Here is a 20,662-nt window from a genome sequence, read left to right as displayed (position 1 = left end):
TTTTTTCGTCCATTTATATCTACCCATTTTTTACTCGTTAGAGTAGTTCAAAAATAGGCAAATACACAAATTTATTTATAGGGTCACAGATTCCAAATTTGCCTGACTTATGAATAATGTTTATTTGATTCCTTTATGAAGGATATCGCAACTTTCTTTAAATTTTAGCTCACAAGCTTGTTCAAAATACTTTTTAGCTAAATCACTATTTTTTTCAATTCCATCACCTTTATAATACATAACACCTAAATTATGCATTGCTTGAGTGTCACCATTATCTGCTGCTTTTGTGAACCAATATAATGCTTTTCTTTTATCAACTTTGACGCCATCACCTTCAGCATACCTCTTTGCCAAATAATATTGCGCTCCAACAAACCTTTCTTCCACTTCTTGAGCTTGAGAAAACCAATATAACGCTTTTTCCTGATTGGCTTCGACACCATCTCCTTGGTCATACATATATGCTAACTCTAATTCCGAAAAAATATCTCCTTCTTCTGCTGCTTTTGTATACCAATATAATGCTTTCCCGATATCAACTTTGACCCTATTACCTTGGGCATACATACGTGCCAAATCAGATTGTAATTCAACAACCCCTAATTCTTGTCTTTCTCTTTTAGCTTGAGCTCGGGAGTTCCAATATAGTGCTTTCTCTTTATCGACTTCGACTCCCTCACCTTCTTCATACATGCGTGATAAACCATATTGCGCAACAGAAACCCCTTGTTCCGCTGCCTGAGTAAGCCAATATAGCGCTTTTTCAGTATTTTCTTCGACACCGTCGCCGTTGTAATACATAAATGCTAAATTAAACTGAGCATTTTTATCTCCCTGCTCTGCCTCAGTGTTACAAGCAATAAAAGCTTGATCAAAAGCTTTTTGTTCGAAATAGGTCGCGCAATTATTAGCGTAAGCCGTCGTCGATAATAATGCTGTTAATACAACAAATAGTACTTTTTTCATTAGTTTTCCTTAAATTCCTTAAATATAATAATTTTTTTTATTTTGCCTGCTGGCAAGAAAAGATCAAAAATGGGCTTACTATCTATTACTTCTTGACAATGCACTTTTAAATCGCTTATCGGTATCGGGTTATAGAGTTGATAAAATGACTAACACGCTAACCAAATATATTGAGCCGTATTAAAATGTCACTGTTAAGCTAATTTATATCAAAAAAGTGATTGTGTTAATAGAATAAATGACATTTTGTGGCTATATAAAAAAAGAACTGCCTTAATATGTAAGACAGTTCTTTGAACAGATTTTCAATTTGCGTGGCTTATGAATAATGTTTATTTGATTCCTTTATGAAGAATATCGCAACTTTCTTTAAGTTTTTGCTCACAAGCTTGTTCAAAATACTTTTTAGCTAACTCGCTATTTTTTTCAATACCATCACCTTTATAATACATAATGCCTAAATCATGCATTGCTTGAGTGTCACCATAATCTGCTGCTTTTGTGTACCAATATAATGCTTTCCTTTTATCAACTTTGAGCCCCCTATAACCTCCGGCATACTTTCTTGCCAAATCATATTGCTCCAAAGCAAACCCCCTTTCTCCTCCCCTATCTTTTACCCTTTCTTCTCGAGCTAGAGCGTACCAATATGCTGCTTTTTCTTTATTGACTTCGACATCCTCACCTTGATCATACCTATATGCTAACTCTAATAGCTCATCAATACACCCATATGGTTCTTGAGCTATAGAGTACCAATGTCGTGCTTTTTCTTTATTGACTTCGACACCCTCACCTTGGTCATACCTATATGCTAACTCTAATTGCGCATAAATATTCCCTTCTTGCGCTGCTTGAGTGTACAAATAGAGGGCTTTTTCTTTATCCACTTCCACACCCTCTCCTACTTGATACATAACTGCTAAATTATATCGCGCCTCACTAGACCCCTGTTCCATTGCTTTAGTAAACCAATATAGCGCTTTTCTGTATTTTTTTCGACACCGTCACCTCTGTAATAAACAAGTCCTAAATCATTTTCCGCCTTATCAAACCCTTGTTCTGCTGCTTGAGTGAGCCAATATAGCGATTTTTCTTTATTGACTTCAAAACCGGTATCGTCAACATACATAAGTGCTAACTTATATTGCGCCTCAAGAAATCCTTGTTCCGCTGCTTTTGTGAACCAATAGAGTGCTTTATCGTTATCAATGCCGACAAGATGACTGTTGACAACGTACCCCATGTTATACATCAGTGCTAAATAATATTGCGCCTCAACAAGCCCTTGTTCCGCTGCTTTTGTGTACCAATATATCGCTTTTTCTTTATTGCCGACACCTATACGTTGGTAATATATATGTGCTAAATTAAACTGAGCTTCCCTATCTCCATGCTTAGCCTCAGTTTTACAAGCAGTAAAAGCTTGACGAAAATCGTTATGTTCATAATAGGTCGCGCAATTATTAGCGTAAGCCGTCGTCGATAATAATGCTGCTAATACAACAAATAGTGTTTTTTTCATGGTTTTCCTTAGATTCCTAAAATATAGTATTTTTTACTTTGCCTACTAATAATAAAAGAACAAAATAGGCTTGCTTTCTTTTACTCGTTAACAATGTACTTTTAAAGGTTTATGGATATATAGAGTTGAAAAAAATGTTAACACACCACTTATTGGGTCACATAAAAATGTCTCTGTTATTAGAAAAGTATTTAACCACACTATTCCCTTTCCTTCAGCAATTAAAAAAGGAATTTATTTTATGAGTAAATAACCTTAGCATATTCTATTTTCATCCTTTTATACTTATTCATCACTGAACGCTTACCTAAATATCAGTCACTTTCAATGCATTTAAACCATCTATTTTGATTAAGATTTGTTTAGAAATAATTCATCCTAAATGGTCAAATTCGCCGTTTGCATAATTTAATGTCAATATAATAAAAATTAGCTTGCATAATTATAATAATGTGGGAGAATTCCCTGCCGCTTTTAGCGGGTAAAAAGGCAAAACTATACTTAGTAGTTTTTTATTGTTTTTTGGGACAGAGGAGCAAAGTTAGTCATGTCCGCAATAAAAATGAAACGAGTTTTAACCACACCTGCATTGATTGCATTTGGTTTAGCTTATATGGTTCCTTTAGGGATCTTTACCACTTATGGGGAAGTTACCGTTGCCAGTAATGGGCACTTACCTGTAGCTTACATTATCACCTTAGCCATGATCTTTTTTACAGCACTGAGCTATTGCCGTATGGCAAATAAGCTACCGATTGCTGGATCTGCCTACTCTTATGTACAACATACCTTTGGAGGCAAAATTGGATTTTTGGTTGGTTGGGCGCAAATCCTTGATTACCTGTTTTTACCGATATTAAATTATTTGGTTTTGGGTATCTATCTTAATGAAGCATTTCCTGATATTCCGGCATGGGTTTTTGTGTTAGGTTCTTTAATTAGCGTAAGCTTTTTAAATTACTTAGGTATTAAGTTAATTAATTCGGTTAATTTTACTTTGATTATTGTTCAAATGATTTTTATCGGGTTATTTATCTTTTTAACACTGACCAATGTTAATTTAACGCCTGAAGCAATGATGAAACCGTTGTTAGTGAATGCGGGCGATTTTAGCGGGCTACTTTCCGGGGCAGCAATATTATGCTTAGCATTTTTAGGGTTTGATGCTATTGCAACGTTAGCTGAAGAGTCAAATGATGCGCAAAAATCGTTACCTAGAGCGATTATATGTACAGTGCTTATTGCCGGTTGTATCTTTTTGGTGGTCTCTTATTGTGCCCATTTAGCTTATCCTAACTGGATCGATTTTGCTAATAACAAAGATACTGCAAGTTTAGAAGTTGTGCGCCGTGTAGGTGATATTAGCCATTTAGGTGGTGATTTTATGCATAACTTTTTCCAAGCTGCATATTTAACCGGTGTGTTTGCCTCTGCAATGACTGCACAAACCAGTGTTTCACGCATTTTTTATGCTATGGGGCGTGAAGGTGTGTTACCGAAGCAGATCTTCTATAAAATTCATCCACGCTTTAGAACGCCTTATTTATCGATTATCTTTGTAGCTTGTTTTTCATTGCTATCATTAGTATTAGATCTTAGTCTGGTCGTTTCGATGATAAGCTTTGGCGCCTTAGTTGCTTTTACTTTTGTTAACTTATGTGTTATCAAAAGTTATCTTAGCGGTAAAAACACTAAAACGTTAGCAATCCTGTTTAAATATGGATTATTGCCGGCGATTGGCGTGCTACTTTCTTTGTGGTTGTGGACAAGTTTGGATGAAACAGCGATGGTTGTTGGATTGGTCTGGTTAGCAATTGGCTTTTTATATTTGGTCTATTTAACCAAAGGCTTTAGATCTGCATTACCTTCGATCGATCATAAAGAATTAAGTTCGATTATTAAAGATTAAATTATCTGGTCTACTTACAAGTTTTAGTTACTGTCCTTTTAAAACAATTCCGTCGACATGATGTCGACGGAATAATGAAATTTTTTGGTAATGAATAAGTATCGTTAATTACTCACCAAAACCAGTAGCAAATAATTCACGGATTTCATCCATCGCTGCTTGCTCGTCTTCACCGTCACAAATAATTTCGACAGTTGAACCACCTTTAATACCAGCACCAAGCAAACCCATCATACTTTTTAATTTGATCGTTTTATCATTATAAACAAGCTCAATAGATGATTTATAACGACCCGCTAATTTTACCAGTGTCGTTACAGGGCGTGCATGTAAACCAGTTGAATTTTTTACTACCATTTGCTCTTTTAACATATTACAGTCCTTATTTATATCTTAACGTTAATACAATGGCAGTATTTATATCATAAATTGAATAATATTGCTCTTTTTTTGCATGCAAATTTTTGCAAAATAATACGCATCAATGATTTGAAGGATTTTTCAATCTCAGTTTACTTTTATCCCCAGAAATATCGTACAACATGGAAAAAAACCGGCGCAGCAAAACAGATTGAATCAAACCGATCAAGCACACCGCCATGCCCCCCGATTAGTCGCCCCCAATCTTTTACGCCCCGATCTCGCTTAATGGCAGACATAACCAATCCACCAAAAAAACCAAGCAAGGTGATCATTAACGAAATCAGCCCGGCTTGCACAAAGCTAAATGGCGTTATCCAAAACAGGCAAGCACCAATAAAGCTTGCCGATAATACCCCACCGACAAAACCTTCAATGGTTTTTGACGGGGATAAATTTGGACTGATTTTATGCTTGCCCCATAATTTTCCAAACACATATTGTAAAACATCGGATAACTGCACAACCAAGACTAAAAAAGCAATAAGCAGTAAGTTTCGGCCTTGATAATTATCGATTTGTAACGCTAATAATGCCGGCACACAAGAGATGCTGTAAACGGTGATTGTCAGCCCCCATTGTACTTCGGCAGTGCGTTCAAGAAAATTTTGGCTTGAACCGGTAATTGACGACAAAATAGCTAACAATAAAAAACCATAAATCGGTATAAAGATACTGAACATTCCATACCACGAAATGGCAACGAAAATATATTGCAGTGGTAAGGCAACGCCAAAGGCAAAAATTAGCGCATAAAAGTCATAGCGGTTAACGGGGGTTAAGACCAAAAATTCACGCAATGCTAAGCCGGATATAACAAAAAATAGAAAAATGACCGCCAGTTTTCCGATGAAAAATGCCAAACCTATAATTAGCACCATAATCCACCAAGCATTAATGCGGGTGTTTAAATTATCAATCACCGGATTAGGACTTTGCACTCGTCGTTTTAATAACAGACCAATAGTCGATGCGATGACTAAAAACAGACCGATACCTAAAAATAAAAGCAGTGTATCACGTTGGTAATCTGTCATGTCTTTCTCCTGATTGTCTGTTATTGCTCAATGTAGCATTAAGCATTAATGCAGGGTGTGCTTAATTAAAAAAATAACACACCTAACGCCAGAGCTATTAGTAATCCAAGTTGTAAAATAATACAAGCGATCTGTTTTTTGAATAACTTCATTGTGCCGTTTTCACGTTCATGGATTGATCGCACGTTTTGTTGATTCGCTTTAATCAGATTTAATTGCCCTAAAGCATCGTCTAATTCCGTGATTGCTTCGGGCAGACGGTCGCTTTGGCTGGCAAGATATTCAAATAACTTTCTATCAAAGGCGATACGTAGCGCATAATATTTACTGATTAATCCGATAAAAAAAGTGATCAAACACAATATGATTACATATAGATTGCCGATTGACCAACTTGCCAGTAGCCAGAAAAACAGTGCCATTAAGCTCAATGATAACGACAAAATATCTAATCGCTGGCTGATAAGTAAAAAGCTACTGAATGTCACTAACCTCGTTTTCGTTATATTATCGGTTTGAGTCATCTAATCTTTACCCCTTTTTTAATTGTAAAAACCACTCAGTTAAAATTACACGTTGAGCTTTAGAGATCACAATACTGCTACGACAAGCTTTTACTTTGGCAATGGCGTCATCAAGATTTTGCGCTCGATGCGTCCATAATAACCAAGCAATAACCGCCGTTGCGCTACGGGAATAACCTAATGCACAACACACCAGTAATTTGCCTTTTTGATAATACTGATTAATCACTTCTGCGCTCTGCTGGCACTGCGCCGCGGTTAGCGGGGTCATATCTAAGACCGGTATTAAAGTATAATTGCCCTTAAAAGGCGCTATGGGTAATTCAGCGCATAAGTCCAGCACCGAAACAAACTGATAGGCTTTGAGCGTTTTAGTTTCCGCTATGCGACCAAGATAAAGCTTATCTTCGATCATATCGGGGGATGCATGGTTAATGGTCCATAAACGGGAATTGAGCCACATAACAACCCAATAAGGTAAATAAAGTATGGCGATAGCCAACTTAAACCGTCCATTAGGCTGTTTTTGAAAACCTTTAGCACCTAATAGCAAATAATTAATGGCAACTAATACCAGTGCGCCGGCTAACCATAATAACCAAAGTGCCTCATGCTTAAAGTAAACAGCCAAACCATAGGTTATAAGCGCAAAAACACTATAGAGCGTCACCCATTTGCCGTTTTTCAAGCGTGAAGCATTTTTGAATAGTGATTGCCCATTATCCGGCCATAACCAGATACATAAGCAACCAACCCATAATCCGGTCGGTATATCAAAAAAGTGGTGTTGCCATGTGGTTAATACGGAAAGCGCAATCAATAAACACCAAATATTAAGCAGATACTTTGTTGCCACAGATTTAAAATAGCCGGCATAAAATTGCCACAAAATAACCAGTAAGGTGATATGCAGTGACGGGGCTTGATTAAATGGCTTATCAAAGCCCATTAATACCTCAAACAGCCATCCAAAAAAGCCGTCTAAAGCCGGACGTTCATAGCTGAACTTAAGCGGGAAAAGCAAAAAACAGCCGATACAAATTATTTGAGCGGTCAGTAGTCGTAAACAAAGTATTTTAACCGATTGCTTACTGGTTGCTAATAAGATTGCCAAACCATACATCAAATCGATTGACCAATATGGCACAATAGTCCAAGACCAAAGCGGAATTAAGCTTTCCCAGCTAAAAACAATGCTTGTGACATCAGCACGGCTTGCGGTAAATGAGTTGGTTATATTGTAACTGCTAAAGAAAAACAGGCACAATCCAACTAACCATAAGCATTTATAAATGCTTAAATGAGTTGAAGGTGCGGTTGCTGATGTTTTCATCATCGATTAGTGAATGCGCTGTGCTAATGAAACGGTAAAGATGCCCCACTGATCAATGCGCATGGTAATTTTTTTGAAGCCGGCTTGAGCGACAAGCTGATCCATTTCAAGTTGTGTTCGTCTACGCATTATCCAGGGTTGACCGTCTCGATGAGAGGTTAACGCTCTGGCAATAAAGGTTAACTGAGGATGCCAAGGCTGGTTGGTATAAATCAAATAACCGCCAACCGGTATCGCATCGGCTAATCCGGCTAACGAGTTATGGATTAATTGATTATCGCCAAACAGCTCGTAAAGCCCTGAGACAATGGCAAGATTAGGTTTTGGTGATAATTGCGCTAATTGTTGTCGATCAAACGCATCACCCTTTTCAAAACGAACGATATCACTTAAGCCTTTTTGTTCAATTAATGTTTGCCCGTCACGAACATTAATATCGCTATAATCCCTCAATAGCACGTAATCGGGTTTGTGAGCGATTTGAGTAATGGTATCTAAAATATAGCGTCCATGGCCGGCTGCAATATCGACAATATTGACCTTGTCATTTTGTTGCTGTAAACGACTAATCGCCTCTTTTAATAGCTCTTCAAGATTGAGCTTACGTTGTCTAATGCCACGCCAACCAATAGATTGTAAATAGAGATAATCAAAAAATTGCCCTAATTTAGAATTTCCCGCAGGTTCATTCCGATAGACATAATCAAGGGTACTGCCGGAATCAAAGCCAGTTTCTAAACCGAGTTTAATGCCATGAGATATTTTGCCTGCGTACTTTAAGCTTGCCTTAATAAATTTCCAATATAACGGCTTAACTAAACCGGAAGGCGGTAAGGTTAAATTATCGGTTTCTAATCGAGTATAACCTACCCGATCGGCGTTAAGTCGTGACGGCGTATAAGCTGGGCTGGCAAAGCAGCCGAGAATAAAACGCCTTGCTCGTTCAAGAGCGATATGGCGATTTTTTTCACCCAACGTATCATGAAAAAAGCCCGGCAAAATATGACACTCTTTTTGCGGCGTGCCTAGATTGTCATAAAACTGTTGTTGGGGTTTACGCCTAACCACATAATCCGATCCGGAAACCAGTAATTGAGTCGGTACGGTAATTGCGTTAGCATCTTTTATAATTCTGTCTGATACCGAATAGAGATCAAGCAGTAAACGCACTGAAATCGGTCGGGTAATGAGTGGGTCTTGCGTGAATGAGCGGGCACGTTCAGCATCATGAGTTAATAAATTGGGTTTGACATAACTATTAACAAAGAAATTGCCTTTAAAGTTATACAGCAATTTTAGTCCGGGAACGGCAAGCGGCACATAGAGTTTAACGCTAAAAGCGGGTGATGCTAAGACTAAAGCACGAATATTGGGCACATAATCATGCACCCAAGCGCTGGCAATAACTGCGCCTACACTTTGGGCGATAATAGCGATATCTTGTTGGTTGAGTCCGTACTCTTGGGTGATATGTTCAATAAAACATTGCGCATCTTTGACTAAAGTGGCAAAGTTTGGGGCATCTCCTCGCTCCCCTTCTGATTGTCCGTTTCCTCTTGCATCCCATGCAAAGATTTGGAAATCGGGCAGCGCAAGTTCATCAGCCAGATGCGCAACACGTCCGGAATGTTCATGCCCTCGATGAAACAGCACCAACGCTTGATTTGATTGTTGGTCGCTATCCACAGCCGGCCAATAGCGATAAAAAATTTGGCAGCCATCATGACTTATAAAAGATTTTTCTTGTTGTTGTCGCATAAACTGATCCTTAATTCTTTGGACTCATTCAATCCCTTTTTGATCCGATTTACAATGGTATAGATTAGTAAAGCACTTATCAGCCACAGTAAAGGATTAATCCAATCCAATGGGAGTAAATAGCTTGCAATACCTAAACTGATAACACTGAAAACAAATGCGCGATCACTTTTGCCCATAGGTCCGTCATAACGGCGAGTAGCGCCAATCATCAGTCCCAACACGCCACTATATTCAGTCAGAAACGAAAGCAATACCACAAACATAACTAAACTATAGCTAACAGTAGCAACTTGCGTAAATACAGCGATCAGTGCGCAATCAGATATCACATCACAAATTTCATTTAAGTAAGCGCCTAGATTAGATTTTTGGTTAAACTCTCTTGCCAACATACCGTCAATGGCATTGAGCGCCATACGAATAAACATCCATAGCGGGATAAGATAAAAAATCCATTGATATTGCGCTAACAGCCCAACAATTAATGACACAAAAATCGATCCTATACAGGCGGCGATCGTGACCTGATTAGCCGTAATATCGGCATGATAAATTTTATTCGCATAAGGGCGAAGTAGAGATTGGAACCGTGATTTTAGTTGATATATTGACAACACTTGCAATCCTTTTTAGCCATAAATGAAGGGGTTAACCAACAGATTAAGCAACCATTATAGCGCTTTACATATATTAAACAATGCGTTGTAACTGGCTATACTTTAAAGCACTTATCATAAAATGCAAACGATTAAGTACATTTACTTCCCCTGCTCCGTCATCAAAATCAAGATATAATAGATTAAGTTTAGGATTCAGATCTCGCATCCGCTTTTCAACGCCTTTTGATACCACATGATTGGCGATACAACTAAATGGCTGTAAGCTGATAACATTATCTATCCCTTGCTGGGCAAAGGTCATAATACCGGCTGGAATTAACCAACCTTCACCAAATTGGTTGGCTAAATTTAAGATCTCTTGCGCTTTTTGCGCCATATTGCGCAGGTTATGGAAAGGTTGATAGTATTTAAAGTCCGCTAATATCTGGTTGGTTTTATCGATATAAACCTGCGCTATTTTTTCTAGGAATTTAAGTACATAAGACAGGTAACTATTAGCAATCAGATGATTTTTGATATTGCTGTCATAGTTAACAAAACATTGCGCAAAAAATTCAATCATCGGTGGCATCACCGGCTCAATGCCTTGTTCTATCAGCCACTCTACACTATGCTGATTACCAAAATTATTATATTTGACATAGATTTCACCCACAATACCGATCTGCGGGCAGGCTCTATTGTGCGTTTCAATCTGATTAAACTGCGCCACGGCTTGACTTAATAAAGTAAAAATCGCTTTTTTACCCTTGTGTTGGCTAATAAGCTGTTTTAGTTTGTCGGTGTAAAACCGTTTAAGCTCATCAGCTTGCTGTTTCACTTTTGCCCTCGGCGCAATGGCGTAATACATTTTAGCCAGCGAATCGGCAAACAGCATGGCAAAGAAAGTCGTCGGTAGAGTTTTAAGCCAGTTAATTTTAAAGCCCGGTTGCTCAATTTCATTGATATTACCGGTACTAAGCGAAATAATCGGTACATCGGCAAAACCATTACTTATCATCGCTTTTTTAATTAATGATAGATAGCTACTGGCACGACATTGCCCACCGGTTTGGGTAATGCCAATAGCGACTTGATCACGCTGATATTTCCCCGAACGCAGTGCTTTAATAATGTCGCCGACAATGATTGTTGCCGGATAACAGATCTCGTTATTACAATATTTTAAGCCCCACTCAACCGAACGCTTATCCGGCTTAGGCAAAATTTCCAGTTTATAACCGGATAAAGCAAAAATCGGCGGTAACAAAGGCGAATAAAAGTCAGAAATAAACGGCGCTAATATCGTTTTTCGCTGTTTATCGGGTAGCGTAAAAATCGCTGTTTTTTGGCGCTTTTGCAATGTTAATGGTTGGTGATGATTCATCCGGATTGATTCAATAATTGAGCGTAACCGTAATCTAACTGAGCCGGTAGCAGTGATCTCATCAACCCGAATCACGGTGCAGGTTTTACCATGCGACGCTAAGATCGCTTTACACTCATCAGTGACAATCGCATCGGGTCCACAACCAAAAGAGTTTAACTGAACAAATTGAATATTATTTGGCTGCTGAGCTACAAACGACGCAGCGGCGTACAGGCGGTTTGGGTAACTCCACTGCGAGCAGATTTGCAGTTCCGGCGAAAGCGCATCAGTGGCGCCTAATACTGAATCTTCGCAAATCACATCACAACCTAAAGCGTTTAAAATCTCAGGGGTTTTATGGTTGATTAAGCTGTCGCTATGATAAGGACGACCAGCTAAAATAAAGACATAACGCCCAGTTTGCTTCGCCTTATCCAACACGTCAACCGCTTTATCATAGAGCGCTTTTTTGTAGTCACTTTGCGCAATCAAGGCTTGTTTAAACGCCTTATTGGCAACTTGTTTAGTAATGCCTAATGATGTTAGATATGCTATGCAGCCTTTTTTAAGCAATTTAATATCGCTAAAATTGATGACCGGATAATCAAGCGCAATACCATATTTGCTAGCCGGATTGATAGCGCTATTTATCACTTCGGCATAACTACTGACAATCGGACAGTTATAGCTATTGACCGCATTATTAAACTGTGCCGATTCAAATATCACCATAGGCATAAAAATACGATCAACATTGGCGTTAATCAGCGCCATAATATGCCCGTGCACCAGTTTAGCGGGAAAGCAGATGCTATCTGACATTACAGTGCCGGCGCCTTTTTCATAAATTTCATGGGTCGAAAATGGCGAAAGGGTCACATTGATACCGCTGGCGGTGAGCAGTGTATGCCAAAACGGGAAATTTTCATACTGACCTAAAACACGTGGAATACCAATATTGATTGTGGCATTTGGCACTTCACCGTTACAGCGATCAAATAAAAGCGAGTTTTTGAAATCAAACATGTTAAATGCATGTTTATCTTGATAAGGATTATTGCTTAAAAAGCGTTCGCATTTATTGCCCGAATAATAGCGCTGCCCATTGGCAAAACGGTAAATCATAATATCACAATGATTTTCGCATCCTTTACAGCGTGAAGGCTTAGCTTTGTTATCTAGCGCCTTATCCAAATTATCTAAACCGATAAAGGTTGATAAGCTCGGATGCTCAGTGTAATGATGTTTAGCAAACAGCGCTGAGCCATAAGCGCCCATTAGTTCCGGAATATTGGAGCTGGCGATCTGTGCCCCGGTTAACTGTTCCAGCGCCCGAAATACCGCCGGATTTTTAAACGTTCCCCCTTGCACCACAATATGATCGCCTAGTTTTTTTATATCATGCAACTTCAGCACTTTATGAATGGCATTTTTAATTACCGAAAACGCAAGCCCGGCGGATATATCGCCCATGGTGGCGTTTTCACGCAGTGCTTGTTTCACTTTAGAGTTCATAAATACCGTACAACGAGTCCCTAAATCGCAGGGGCTGGTGGATTGACAAGCGGCATTGGCAAACTCGATCGTATTGGAATTAAGCGATTTTGCAAAGGTTTCAATAAATGAACCACAACCCGATGAACACGCTTCATTTAACTCGATATGATTCACCACACCATTAGCAATAAAAATGGCTTTCATATCTTGCCCGCCAATATCCATAATAAAACTGACTTTGGGATCAATATGTTTGGCTGCGGCAAAATGCGCCATGGTTTCAACTAACCCATCATCAATAGCAAATGCCGCCTTTAACAGCTCTTCCCCATAACCGGTCACACCGGTGCGAGCAATATTGATGGTTTTGCCGGATGCGGTAATCTCTTGTTTTAACTGGGTTAAGCCTTTAATTAAGGCACTAATGGAGTGTCCATTGTTGGGGGCATAATAGCTAAAAAGTAGCTGGTTATCTTCACCAATTAAAGTAATTTTGGTGGTGGTTGAACCACTATCAATACCTAAAAAAGCATTTTGCTTTGAATAATCCGATAAGCTTACGCTGGGGATTTGAATATAGTGACGCTGCTTTTGCCAATCTGCAAAAGATAACGACTGACTAAATAGCGGTTTTAAGCGAGTGGGAGAAGCGAGCTGAATTTTATTTGAAGCAGTTAATCTTTGGGTAAAATCATCAATCGAAAGCACTGTTCGGCAACAGCTATCAATAGCGGCGCCCCATGCCGATAATAGCGTCGGGTGCGCCGTTTGCACAACCTCATCAGCGTTCAACTTTAAAATATCGCAAGCAGCTTGTTTTAAGCTTGGAATAAACGAAAACGGCCCGCCAATAAACATCACCTTTGGCACAATATCATAGCCTCGAGCAAGGCTGTTTACCAACTGGATACAAACGGCATGTAATACTGAATAAGCGATATTTTCTTTCGATACATTACGGCTGATAAGATTTTGCACATCGGTTTTGGCAAAAACACCACAGCGGGAGGCAATTGGAAAAATGTTGTCATGATGCTTAGCGAGTTGATCGAATTGTTGTACGGGGGTATTGAGCAAAGTAGCCATTTGATCAATAAAGGCACCTGTTCCACCGGCACAACTGCCATTCATTCGAATATCTGGCGGACGGTCGGGAAAAAAGAAGATCATCTTACTATCTTCACCGCCGATATCAATTAAAGTGCTAACTTGCGGATATTGGCGCTGAACCACTTCAGAAGCCGCAACCACTTCTTGAATAAAGGCAATATTAGCTTTTTCGCATATTCCCATACCGGCCGATCCGGTCACTTTTACCGACAGCTCGATATCATTGTCAATTTTTTGTTTGATTTCGCTTAAAAGGTCAAGCACGGTGGCGATGATATGGGTATTATGACGAACATAATTGCTATAGACAAAATGGTCTTGCTCATCTAACAAGACACATTTCGCAGTAGTCGAACCGACATCCAATCCAAGCCTATATATTTTTGACATAACAAACTCACATTTTGCAAAAAAGGACTTAAAGTATTTAAAGATGCTTATCACAAACTTAGTTTTATCATAATATTTTTAAATAACTTAAGATAGTGTAATTTTTGCAGTTTTTATTTGATGTGTTCAAAATGCACACACTTTATAAGGTGTGTGCTAGCGAAAATATTCAGATATCACTTCACTTTGTGTGGGTTTATCCTTCCCCCCAAAATTAATCTTTTTGGTGTTCAGCTAACCCTTGTTTTGCAGTTGCAATGACATTTTTTAAATCGATGCCCTGCGCTTTGGCGGCAAAAATACAGCCGCAATAACATTGACGATAGACATCGTACTCTTTGCAAATTTCAATCGATCGTTTATAGCCATTATTCTTCTTAAAATCGGAAGGAAGATAGTTAACAGAGAAGATCTCTTGAATTTCAAAACCTAATTGATTGATCTTCTGACTGTTCTTTTTCGGGCTTAAGGTCAAGGCGCTGGCAAAATAGTCATAGCCCAGCTCTTGCGCTTTAATTGCCGCTAAATCTAAACGCATTTTATAGCACAGATGACAACGTTCCCCCCCTTCCGGTGCATCACGCAGATGTTCAACTTGTTTAATAAATTCAGCCGGTTGATATGGCGCTTGTAAAAATTGCACATGGTGACCGGTTTTTTGATTAAAATCGGCAATAAATTTTTGCTGAACAACGCTACGATACTCATATTCAACCCGAGGATGAATATTAGAATTAGCAAAATATATGGTGATATCAGCATATTGCGCTAAATACTCTAGAACATAAGTACTACAAGGAGCGCAACAACTATGGATCAGTAATTTAGGGCGAATCGATTCGCTTTGCCAATCAGCAATGACCTCTTTTAGCACTGAATCGTAATTGACTTTATTATGGGGATTTAATTTATCAAGAATATCTTTGGCATTAATTAACATGTGAGCTCTTTTATTTTTGTTATTTTGCTAACTGAAATTTTTAAGCCGACTATGATATAGCGATAATCGGCACCCTTCAAGTTATCGCTATAAATTTTATGGCCAAAAAGGCCGACTTAAAAAGTCAGTTAAGCTTTTAATATTTAACTTAGCTCAAAGCGCTATATTAATATCACACCCTATTAACAAAAACCTTGTTAACAAAACACCGTGTTAATAATAAACCATGTTAATAAAACATGATATTAACTAAACGATTAACCTTATTCACTTAGATTAATAACCCAACCGCACCGATAATCAGGCATATAACCGGCAGGATAATAAAAATATTGCTGATAATTTTCTTGATACGATCATTGACTAAAAATGTGATAGTGCCAACGGTCATCAGCGTTAAACTCGGATCCATGGCTAACATATCATCAATCGCAACGGCACTAATGCCAATCGTTGCTAAAATGATGCTAAAAAACTCTCGATGTCGGTTTTGAGTGGCAAAGAGAAATAGCATCAAACCCACGCAGATCAAAACAACGCAATAAATGGTATAGTTAGGATTTAACAGCGGATCATGATGTTTGATTGAATACGTTGTTCGAATTAACAAGCCAATCATCACCATAAAAACACTGATGCTTTTGACAACATTATCACTCGCAAAACGCAGAGTGATGCCCAAAATAAATAAACCTAAATAGACCCACCAACAGGTAGTGAGCGTCAATAAAAGTAAGTTCATTGGGGTATTTTCTAAAACCATTTGTCGTTGCCTTACATTTTAACGATAAGCTTAATAGGATTAACTTTAATCGATTATCTTGTGTCAGACAAATTAATATTGTCATTTAAATGAAAAATAATATTATCAATAAGATAATAGCCAACTCATCCGCTAAATCATCGTCCAATTTTTTTGACTATTTTTGATCGCTTTTTTAAAACAGCCATTCATTTTTATTTCATAATGGAGTTATAATTGTGTTTATCTTTTCCTGATGTCAATTAGGCCTGAAATTGGATGTTCAACTCCTTAAACGATTAAAGAATCTGCAATTATATAAAAAACGACACTCGAATAATGTCTTATTGTGGAAAGAGATCTACCCGCTAGCCATTCCAATTTTCATCGAAAATCTATCGGTTATATTAATGGGCATTTTCAGCACTTTTCTGGTCAGTTGGATCGGTAAAGCTGAAATGGCAGCGGTTGGGCTTGCTGAAAGTTTTAATATGATCGTAATGTCCTTTTTTATGGCGGTCGCCCTGGGTACGTCGGTGGTGGTGGCGTTTAGCTTAGGTCGCCATAATCGCAAAAAAGCAGTGGTTGCTGCCCGGCAATCGATTACGCTGTTAGTGATTATATCAATCTTACTATTTCTATTTGTCGAGTTTTCCGGTTATTGGATAGTTGAGATTATTGCCGGAAAAGCCGAAGCAGACGTAAAAGAACTCACGTTAACTTTTCTGCGATTAACGGTGTTAGGCTACCCTGCTTTAGCCTTTATATTGGTTGGTTGTGGGGCATTGCGAGGCGCCGGTAACACTAAATTGCCGATGTACTTAAATATTATTATGAATATCCTCAACTTATCGATAAGTTATATCTTAATTTATGGTATTTTTGGTTGGGGCGGTTTAGGTTTTATTGGTGCCGGAATTGGCTTAACCATTTCACGTTATTGTGGAATGTTCTTTATTTTACTGGTGCTGACCATAAAACCCAGTCGAGCGCTATTTATTCCTTTTCGAAGTTATTTCCATTCATTTAACAGTAAAATCTTGATTGATATTCTTAGCATTGGTATTCCCGCCAGTGTGGAATCGGTGATGTTTAATATCGGTAAACTGCTTACTCAAACATTTGTTGCCGGAATGGGCACATCGACTATTGCCGCAAACTTTATTGCCTTTTCAATAGCTGGCTTGCTCAACTTACCCGGTGGCACACTTGGCGCAACCTCAACGATCATTGTCGGTAAACGTATCGGCATGGGGCAGATCTATCAACCGACCAGACAACTGAAATTTATCTTTCACTTAACTAACTTTTTACTCTGCTTTTTAGCATTTTTATCCATACCTTTTGCCGGCTTTTTAAGTTCGTTATATACCAACGATCAGGAAGTGATCGACATTGCTAAACATCTCCTGTGGTTTAATGCCCTATTTACGCCATTTTGGGCTTCATCATTTGTTCTACCTTATGGCTTTAAAGGTGCTAAAGATGCCAGTTACACCATGTGGGTCGCTATTGGCAGTATGTGGATGTGCCGAATTGTTGTCGGTTATATCTTTGGCGTATACTTTGGCTTTGGCGTGATTGGTGTCTGGTTTGGTATGTTCCTAGATTGGGTGATAAGAAGCCTGTTTTTCTACCACCGATTAGTCAGTGGCAAATGGTTATGGCGACATCGAAAGCGAAACTAATATTTTCTAACGTTTATAATAGCGCAATATTAAATGTTCCATACAACATAGCCGGTAAACTCTTGTCAAGAACTTTCAGAAAACACCTATGTTTTAGTAAAATCAGATTATCTTCAAGATATAAAAAATATTAATCCTAAATATTATTTAGTTACTATTAGCCAACTTAAATCGCTAGTCGCTTGTTAAATAAACATCGTTAGTCATTCTTACGTAAATCAAACCAGTAAAATCATCTCAAGAAGTTTCAGAAAATACCTATGTTTTAGTATAAAACAGATTATCTTTAAGATATTAAAAAAATATTAATCCTGAATGTTCTTTAGCTAATATTAACCAATCTAGACCGCCGGTCGTTTATTAAATAGAAAATCATTGGTTATCTTTACATAAATCAAAGCCGGTAAATTCTTGTCAAGAACTTTCAGAAACCACCTATGTTTTAGTAAAATCAGATTATCTTCAAGATATAAAAAATATTAATCCTAAATATTATATAGTTACTATTAGCCAACTTAAATCGCCAGTCGCTTGTTAAATAAACATCGTTAGTAATTCTTACGTAAATCAAACTAGTAAAATCATGTCAAAAAGTTTCAGAAAATACCTATGTTAAAGTAAAAACATCAGATTATCTTTAAGATATTAAAAAAATATTAATCCTGAATGTTCTTTAGCTAATATTAACCAATCTAAACCACCAGTCGTTTATTAAATAAAAAATCATTAGTAATCCTTACGTAAATCAAAGCCGGTAAGATCTTGTCAAGAAGTTTCAGAAAATACCTGTGTTTAAGCAAAAAAATCAGATTATCTTTAAGATGTTAAAAAGATATTAATCCTAAATATTATTTAGCTAATATTAACCAATCTAAATCGCCAGTCGCTTATTAAATAGAAAATCATTACTAACCCTTACGTGAATCAAACTAGTAAATTATGTCAAGAAGTTTCAGAAAATACCTATGTTTTAGTAAAAACATTAGATTATCTTTAATATATTAAAAAATATTAATCCTAAATATTATTTAGCTAATATTAATCAATCTAAACCGCAGTCGCTTGTTAAATAAACATCGTTGATAATTATTACTCAAATCAAAACTAGTAAACTCTTGCCAAGAAGTTTCAGAAAATACCCATTTTTAAGTATAAAAGCCGAATTTTAACTTTTAAATCGCTTTTCTCTGCAAAACCAAACAGCAAATCTAACCAAATCCCCTTAGTCTTTGCACGATAAAACTGTGATATCAATCACATTAACCATATAACGTAATTACGCTACGTAAAATCGTAATACTGTTTTGAAAACTTATTTTATAAACTCAACTTATGGTTATTGTTTAGCAATAAGTTATCAGCAGTAAACCGTTAATTTATAACGGCTTAATATCGATTGTCATTAGGGTTATAAGGAGATTGTAATGGATAACAAGAAATTATCAGTCATGGAAAAAATAGGATTTGGCATGGGGGATGCGGCATGCGGCATTGTTTACTCGTCGGTCACGATGTTTTTAACCTATTTTTATACTGACATTTATGGTCTTTCAGCTGCGGCGGTTGGGATCATGTTTTTAGCGACACGCATTTTTGATGCGATTATCGACCCAATAACCGGTATGGTGGCTGATCGTACCAAAACCCGTTTTGGTCGATTTCGGCCTTGGCTTGTCTGGTTTGCGATTCCCTATGCCGTGCTTGCCGTGATGACCTATACCACGCCGGATTTTGGTTATTCCGGTAAATTGTTATACGCCTATATCACCTATGCGCTATTAATGCTTTGTTATACTTTTATAAACATTCCTTATTGTGCACTTGGTGGGGTGATTACTCGGGATGAGAAAGATCGTCTGAGCGCCCAATCCTATCGTTTTACCATTTCATCAGCGTCGGGGTTAATGGTATCAGTCGGCACATTATTTTTAGTCGATTGGCTGGGCAAGGAAGATAAGCAACTGGGCTTTCAACTGACCATGGCGATTATGGGCATTATCGCTATTGGCATGTTACTGCTCTGTTTTTTTACCACCAAAGAGCGTGTGACGCCGATTAAAGATGAGCATGTCAGCGTTAAAAAAGATCTTAAATGCCTACTCGCCAATGATCAGTGGTGCATTGTTGCTATTATTACTTTTTTCTCGAGTATGGCGGGCGTGATGCGAAGTTCCGCTACGCTTTATTATGCCACCTATTTAATGTTGGGTGGCATCAGTTCAACAGCCGGCACGGCGATGAAATCGGCCTTTGTTTCTACCTCAGTTGTTGGCACCATACTCGGTGCCATGGCAGCAGGATATTTTGCTAAGCGCTTTAGTGCGATTTCACTGTTTAAAAATATTAACTTAATTCTGTTTGCCATTGGTGTGTTGATGTTTTTTGTGCCGCCGGTTTGGTTACCTGTTGTATTTCCTCTGTACTTTTTAATTGGATTTTTTCATCAAATGTATCAACCGTTTAAATGGAATATGATGGCAAACGCCGCTGACTATGGCGAATGGAAATTTGGCCGACGTGCAACCGGGCTATCATTTTCCGGCAATCTGTTTGCATTAAAATTAGGTATGGCGGTAGCTGGTGCTTTGGTTGGGGTCTGTTTAGGTCTGTTAGGCTATCAAGCTGGCGTCGATGAGCAAACACCACTAGCCACCATGGGCATCATCGGGCTGTTAACCATTGGACCGGCATTTTCCTATCTGTTACTTTGGTGGTTAATGCGCTTTTATAAATTAGATGACAACATGATGAAAAAAATTCAAGATGATCTGCTTGCCAGACAAAAGCAAGCTGATAATCATCAGTAAGATAGTGTTTCGGTGATAAATGGACAAACCAGAAAGGTATTA

Annotated in this window: 15 protein-coding genes; 3 read left to right on the top strand and 12 right to left on the bottom strand. The window is 38.0% G+C overall.

The genetic code is table 11. From position 1 onward, the window contains the following. Positions 1-120: 120 nt before the first annotated feature. The 3 genes from J3U42_RS10485 to J3U42_RS10475 form a co-directional block, all read right to left on the bottom strand. Positions 121-969 (bottom strand): tetratricopeptide repeat protein, encoded by an 849-nt coding sequence (locus J3U42_RS10485; protein WP_267336419.1) that lies wholly within the window; start codon positions 967-969, stop codon positions 121-123. A 332-nt stretch (positions 970-1,301) separates the two neighbouring features. Next, the gene (locus J3U42_RS10480) at positions 1,302-1,865 is read right to left on the bottom strand and encodes a tetratricopeptide repeat protein (protein ID WP_267336418.1); all 564 of its coding nucleotides are present in this window, start codon (positions 1,863-1,865) and stop codon (positions 1,302-1,304) included. A gap of 26 nt (positions 1,866-1,891) precedes the next feature. Continuing rightward, entirely contained in the window at positions 1,892-2,494 is a 603-nt protein-coding gene (locus J3U42_RS10475; RefSeq protein WP_267336417.1) for a tetratricopeptide repeat protein, read from the bottom strand. Positions 2,495-3,041: 547 nt separating this feature from the next. Between J3U42_RS10475 and J3U42_RS10470 the strand changes: the two genes are divergently transcribed. Beyond that, positions 3,042-4,403 carry an APC family permease gene (locus tag J3U42_RS10470; RefSeq protein WP_267336416.1) on the top strand — a complete coding sequence of 454 codons (1,362 nt, stop codon included), beginning with the start codon at positions 3,042-3,044 and terminating at the stop codon, positions 4,401-4,403. Between the two features lie 108 nt (positions 4,404-4,511). Here the strand turns inward: J3U42_RS10470 and J3U42_RS10465 are convergent, their stop codons facing one another. From J3U42_RS10465 to J3U42_RS10425, 9 genes are all read right to left on the bottom strand, one after another. Then, positions 4,512-4,775 (bottom strand): HPr family phosphocarrier protein, encoded by a 264-nt coding sequence (locus J3U42_RS10465; RefSeq protein ID WP_220219483.1) that lies wholly within the window; start codon positions 4,773-4,775, stop codon positions 4,512-4,514. 146 nt (positions 4,776-4,921) lie between these two features. Then, entirely contained in the window at positions 4,922-5,860 is a 939-nt protein-coding gene (locus tag J3U42_RS10460) for a phosphatidate cytidylyltransferase (protein ID WP_220219482.1), read from the bottom strand. Positions 5,861-5,925: 65 nt separating this feature from the next. Then, complete coding sequence (locus tag J3U42_RS10455) at positions 5,926-6,384, bottom strand: hypothetical protein (RefSeq protein ID WP_267336415.1); 459 nt, start codon at positions 6,382-6,384, stop codon at positions 5,926-5,928. 7 nt (positions 6,385-6,391) lie between these two features. Continuing rightward, on the bottom strand, positions 6,392-7,720 hold the full coding sequence (locus J3U42_RS10450) for a phosphatase PAP2/dual specificity phosphatase family protein (protein ID WP_267336414.1): 1,329 nt from the start codon (positions 7,718-7,720) through the stop codon (positions 6,392-6,394). A 3-nt stretch (positions 7,721-7,723) separates the two neighbouring features. Further along, positions 7,724-9,475, bottom strand: coding sequence for a bifunctional alpha/beta hydrolase/class I SAM-dependent methyltransferase (locus tag J3U42_RS10445; protein WP_267336413.1), 1,752 nt, complete (start codon positions 9,473-9,475; stop codon positions 7,724-7,726). After that, on the bottom strand, positions 9,445-10,095 hold the full coding sequence (locus J3U42_RS10440) for a CDP-alcohol phosphatidyltransferase family protein (RefSeq protein ID WP_267336412.1): 651 nt from the start codon (positions 10,093-10,095) through the stop codon (positions 9,445-9,447). Before J3U42_RS10440 ends, J3U42_RS10445 begins: the two co-directional genes overlap by 31 nt. Positions 10,096-10,168: 73 nt before the next feature. Then, positions 10,169-14,443: an acyl-CoA dehydratase activase-related protein gene (locus J3U42_RS10435; RefSeq protein WP_267336411.1), complete on the bottom strand. Its 4,275-nt coding sequence runs from the start codon at positions 14,441-14,443 to the stop codon at positions 10,169-10,171. 214 nt (positions 14,444-14,657) lie between these two features. Beyond that, positions 14,658-15,383 carry an epoxyqueuosine reductase QueH gene (locus J3U42_RS10430; RefSeq protein WP_220219476.1) on the bottom strand — a complete coding sequence of 242 codons (726 nt, stop codon included), beginning with the start codon at positions 15,381-15,383 and terminating at the stop codon, positions 14,658-14,660. Positions 15,384-15,654: 271 nt separating this feature from the next. Beyond that, positions 15,655-16,146 carry a hypothetical protein gene (locus tag J3U42_RS10425; RefSeq protein ID WP_267336410.1) on the bottom strand — a complete coding sequence of 164 codons (492 nt, stop codon included), beginning with the start codon at positions 16,144-16,146 and terminating at the stop codon, positions 15,655-15,657. A gap of 254 nt (positions 16,147-16,400) precedes the next feature. Between J3U42_RS10425 and J3U42_RS10420 the strand changes: the two genes are divergently transcribed. Beyond that, positions 16,401-17,813 carry an EmmdR/YeeO family multidrug/toxin efflux MATE transporter gene (locus tag J3U42_RS10420; RefSeq protein WP_255556214.1) on the top strand — a complete coding sequence of 471 codons (1,413 nt, stop codon included), beginning with the start codon at positions 16,401-16,403 and terminating at the stop codon, positions 17,811-17,813. Between the two features lie 1,424 nt (positions 17,814-19,237). Continuing rightward, positions 19,238-20,620, top strand: coding sequence for a glycoside-pentoside-hexuronide (GPH):cation symporter (locus tag J3U42_RS10415; protein ID WP_267336409.1), 1,383 nt, complete (start codon positions 19,238-19,240; stop codon positions 20,618-20,620). Positions 20,621-20,662 lie beyond the last annotated feature (42 nt).

This window comes from Gilliamella sp. B2923 (genome assembly GCF_026536565.1).
Taxonomy (GTDB): Bacteria; Pseudomonadota; Gammaproteobacteria; order Enterobacterales; family Orbaceae; genus Gilliamella.
Note: the sequence above shows the minus strand (reverse complement) of the source record. Positions and strands in the feature narration are given on the sequence as shown.